2 tRNA genes and 2 rRNA genes are annotated in these 5134 nt (G+C 53.1%); all 4 read right to left on the bottom strand.

From position 1 onward, the window contains the following. Window positions 1-15: 15 nt before the first annotated feature. Window positions 16-2897, bottom strand: a 23S ribosomal RNA gene (locus tag NCR35_RS29600). A 285-nt stretch (window positions 2898-3182) separates the two neighbouring features. Next, a tRNA-Ala gene (locus tag NCR35_RS29595) sits at window positions 3183-3258 on the bottom strand. A 44-nt stretch (window positions 3259-3302) separates the two neighbouring features. Beyond that, a tRNA-Ile gene (locus NCR35_RS29590) sits at window positions 3303-3379 on the bottom strand. 66 nt (window positions 3380-3445) lie between these two features. Then, window positions 3446-4977, bottom strand: a 16S ribosomal RNA gene (locus NCR35_RS29585). The 16S and 23S rRNA genes sit together here with 2 tRNA genes alongside, the layout of an rRNA operon. Window positions 4978-5134: the final 157 nt, after the last annotated feature.

Below are 5134 nucleotides of genomic sequence, written 5' to 3'. Positions count from 1 at the left end.
AGACACACTGGTTATAGGATCAAGCCTTACGGGCAATTAGTATCAGTTAGCTCAATGCATTACTGCACTTACACACCTGACCTATCAACGTCCTGGTCTGGAACGACCCTTCAAGGGGCTCGAAGCCCCGGGGATATCTCATCTTAAGGCGAGTTTCCCGCTTAGATGCTTTCAGCGGTTATCTCTTCCGAACATAGCTACCCGGCGATGCCACTGGCGTGACAACCGGTACACCAGAGGTTCGTCCACTCCGGTCCTCTCGTACTAGGAGCAGCCCCCTTCAAATATCCAACGCCCACGGCAGATAGGGACCAAACTGTCTCACGACGTTTTAAACCCAGCTCACGTACCTCTTTAAATGGCGAACAGCCATACCCTTGGGACCGGCTACAGCCCCAGGATGAGATGAGCCGACATCGAGGTGCCAAACACCGCCGTCGATATGAACTCTTGGGCGGTATCAGCCTGTTATCCCCAGAGTACCTTTTATCCGTTGAGCGATGGCCCTTCCATACAGAACCACCGGATCACTATGACCTGCTTTCGCACCTGCTCGACTTGTCGGTCTCGCAGTTAAGCACGCTTATGCCATTGCACTATCAGCACGATTTCCGACCGTACCTAGCGTACCTTCGTACTCCTCCGTTACGCTTTGGGAGGAGACCGCCCCAGTCAAACTGCCTACCATGCACTGTCCCCGATCCGGATCACGGACCAAGGTTAGAACCTCAAACAAACCAGGGTGGTATTTCAAGGACGGCTCCACCGAAACTGGCGTTCCGGTTTCATAGCCTCCCACCTATCCTACACAGATCGGTTCAAAGTCCAATGCAAAGCTACAGTAAAGGTTCATGGGGTCTTTCCGTCTAGCCGCGGGGAGATTGCATCATCACAAACACTTCAACTTCGCTGAGTCTCGGGAGGAGACAGTGTGGCCATCGTTACGCCATTCGTGCAGGTCGGAACTTACCCGACAAGGAATTTCGCTACCTTAGGACCGTTATAGTTACGGCCGCCGTTTACCGGGACTTCAATCAAGAGCTTGCACCCCATCATTTAATCTTCCGGCACCGGGCAGGCGTCACACCCTATACGTCCACTTTCGTGTTTGCAGAGTGCTGTGTTTTTATTAAACAGTCGCAGCCACCAGTTTATTGCAACCCTTTCACCCTCCTGGCGCAGGCCAGTCAAGCTACCAGGGCGTACCTTATCCCGAAGTTACGGTACCAATTTGCCGAGTTCCTTCTCCCGAGTTCTCTCAAGCGCCTTAGAATACTCATCTCGCCCACCTGTGTCGGTTTGCGGTACGGTCATCGTTAGACTGAAGCTTAGAGGCTTTTCTTGGAACCACTTCCAATTGCTTCGTGACCGAAGTCACTCGCGCCACACCCTTGAATTACGTGCCCGGATTTGCCTAAGCACCTTCTCCAATGCAGCGACCGGGACGTCCAACACCCGGACAACCTTCCGCGATCCGTCCCCCCATCGCATCTAACAATGGTGCAGGAATATTGACCTGCTTCCCATCAGCTACGCATTTCTGCCTCGCCTTAGGGGCCGACTCACCCTACGCCGATGAACGTTGCGTAGGAAACCTTGGGCTTACGGCGAGGGGGCTTTTCACCCCCTTTATCGCTACTCATGTCAGCATTCGCACTTCCGATACCTCCAGCACGCTTTTCAACGCACCTTCGCAGGCTTACGGAACGCTCTCCTACCATGCGTGTAAAACACGCATCCGCAGCTTCGGTGACTGGCTTGAGCCCCGTTACATCTTCCGCGCAGGACGACTCGATCAGTGAGCTATTACGCTTTCTTTAAAGGGTGGCTGCTTCTAAGCCAACCTCCTGACTGTTTTAGCCTTCCCACTTCGTTTCCCACTTAGCCAATCTTTGGGACCTTAGCTGGCGGTCTGGGTTGTTTCCCTCTTGACACCGGACGTTAGCACCCGATGTCTGTCTCCCGTGATTGCACTCTTCGGTATTCGGAGTTTGCTATGGCGTAGTAATCCGCAATGGACCCCACAACCATGACAGTGCTCTACCCCCGAAGGTGAGACACGAGGCACTACCTAAATAGTTTTCGGAGAGAACCAGCTATTTCCAAGTTTGTTTAGCCTTTCACCCCTATCCACAGCTCATCCCCTAACTTTTCAACGTTAGTGGGTTCGGTCCTCCAGTACGTGTTACCGCACCTTCAACCTGGCCATGGATAGATCACTTGGTTTCGGGTCTACGCCCAGCAACTGATCGCCCTATTCGGACTCGCTTTCGCTACGCCTGCCTTAATCAGTTAAGCTCGCTACTGAACGTAAGTCGCTGACCCATTATACAAAAGGTACGCCGTCACCCGTTTCCAGGCTCCGACTGTTTGTATGCATGCGGTTTCAGGATCTATTTCACTCCCCTCCCGGGGTTCTTTTCGCCTTTCCCTCACGGTACTGGTTCACTATCGGTCGATCACGAGTATTTAGCCTTGGAGGATGGTCCCCCCATCTTCAGACAGGATTTCACGTGTCCCGCCCTACTTGTCGTACCCCTAGTTCTTTCATACTGTTTTCGCTTACAGGGCTATCACCTGCTATGGCCGCACTTTCCAGAGCGTTCAGCTAACAATACAAATAAAGAGTACAGGCTCTTCCCATTTCGCTCGCCACTACTTTGGGAATCTCGGTTGATTTCTTTTCCTGCGGTTACTTAGATGTTTCAGTTCACCGCGTTCGCTTCACATAGCCTATGTATTCAGCTATGGATACTCCATACGGAGTGGGTTTCCCCATTCGGACATCTTCGGATCAATGCTCGTTTGCCAGCTCCCCGAAGCTTTTCGCAGGCTACCGCGTCCTTCATCGCCTGTGATCGCCAAGGCATCCACCACATGCACTTGTTCGCTTGACCCTATAACGAGTGTGTCTCGCGACACCTCTGTCATAGGCTGAGTATTCGCGTTGTGCCGTATTCCAAGTCATCAATTAAGATCACTTTTCATACTCGATACAATCACTACCCTGACTACCCTACTCACACCCATCTCTAAGTGCTTTCAGATAATCTCTTTACTACTTCTTCCTGATTGTTAAAGAACGTTTAGCCGATAGGTGTCTTGCAATACCCACAGCATCAACTGGCTAGCAATCGCCAATGCGCAACGCTCAAATCACTTGAACGCTGTGCATTGAAGATTGGTGGAGGATGACGGGATCGAACCGACGACCCCCTGCTTGCAAAGCAGGTGCTCTCCCAGCTGAGCTAATCCCCCGTGTGCCTGACTTGAGTTTAAAGCTCGGTCAGCACTTGTTAGGGTGGTGGGTCTGGTTGGATTCGAACCAACGACCCCCGCCTTATCAAGACGGTGCTCTAACCGACTGAGCTACAGACCCTTAGCCTGTTTCTAAACCACAGCCGATAAGCGTGAGCGCTGAATGCTTCGTGCGCTTAAGCTCGAGAAAGGAGGTGATCCAGCCGCACCTTCCGATACGGCTACCTTGTTACGACTTCACCCCAGTCATGAATCCTACCGTGGTGACCGTCCTCCTTGCGGTTAGACTAGCCACTTCTGGTAAAACCCACTCCCATGGTGTGACGGGCGGTGTGTACAAGACCCGGGAACGTATTCACCGCGGCATGCTGATCCGCGATTACTAGCGATTCCAGCTTCACGCAGTCGAGTTGCAGACTGCGATCCGGACTACGATCGGTTTTCTGGGATTGGCTCCACCTCGCGGCTTGGCAACCCTCTGTTCCGACCATTGTATGACGTGTGAAGCCCTACCCATAAGGGCCATGAGGACTTGACGTCATCCCCACCTTCCTCCGGTTTGTCACCGGCAGTCTCCTTAGAGTGCTCTTGCGTAGCAACTAAGGACAAGGGTTGCGCTCGTTGCGGGACTTAACCCAACATCTCACGACACGAGCTGACGACAGCCATGCAGCACCTGTGCGCCGGTTCTCTTTCGAGCACTCCCGCCTCTCAGCAGGATTCCGACCATGTCAAGGGTAGGTAAGGTTTTTCGCGTTGCATCGAATTAATCCACATCATCCACCGCTTGTGCGGGTCCCCGTCAATTCCTTTGAGTTTTAATCTTGCGACCGTACTCCCCAGGCGGTCAACTTCACGCGTTAGCTACGTTACTAAGGAAATGAATCCCCAACAACTAGTTGACATCGTTTAGGGCGTGGACTACCAGGGTATCTAATCCTGTTTGCTCCCCACGCTTTCGTGCATGAGCGTCAGTGTTGGCCCAGGAGGCTGCCTTCGCCATCGGTATTCCTCCACATCTCTACGCATTTCACTGCTACACGTGGAATTCTACCTCCCTCTGCCACACTCAAAGCCTGCCAGTCACCAATGCAGTTCCCAGGTTAAGCCCGGGGATTTCACATCGGTCTTAACAGACCGCCTGCGCACGCTTTACGCCCAGTAATTCCGATTAACGCTCGCACCCTACGTATTACCGCGGCTGCTGGCACGTAGTTAGCCGGTGCTTATTCTTCCGGTACCGTCATCCTCCATCCATATTAGGGACGAAGTTTTCTTTCCGGACAAAAGTGCTTTACAACCCGAAGGCCTTCTTCACACACGCGGCATTGCTGGATCAGGGTTGCCCCCATTGTCCAAAATTCCCCACTGCTGCCTCCCGTAGGAGTCTGGGCCGTGTCTCAGTCCCAGTGTGGCTGGTCGTCCTCTCAGACCAGCTACAGATCGTCGCCTTGGTAGGCCTTTACCCCACCAACTAGCTAATCTGCCATCGGCCGCCCCTACAGCGCGAGGTCCGAAGATCCCCCGCTTTCCTCCGTAGATCGTATGCGGTATTAATCCGGCTTTCGCCGGGCTATCCCCCACTACAGGACACGTTCCGATGTATTACTCACCCGTTCGCCACTCGCCGCCAGGCCGAAGCCCGCGCTGCCGTCCGACTTGCATGTGTAAGGCATGCCGCCAGCGTTCAATCTGAGCCAGGATCAAACTCTTCAGTTCAAACCCTGTTACTGTTTTCGGTTGTCTTACCAACCGGTCGCTCACTCAACGTACTGACGATGATTAATCCGTCTTTCGACAGATAAACCTTCCTCTGATACTTCGTGTGAGACTCTTGATACTTTTGCTTGCCCGGCTCCGAAGAACCGGCCGCACT

The organism is Caballeronia sp. AZ10_KS36, from assembly GCF_023631105.1.
Lineage (GTDB): Bacteria > Pseudomonadota > Gammaproteobacteria > Burkholderiales > Burkholderiaceae > Caballeronia.
Note: the sequence above shows the minus strand (reverse complement) of the source record. Positions and strands in the feature narration are given on the sequence as shown.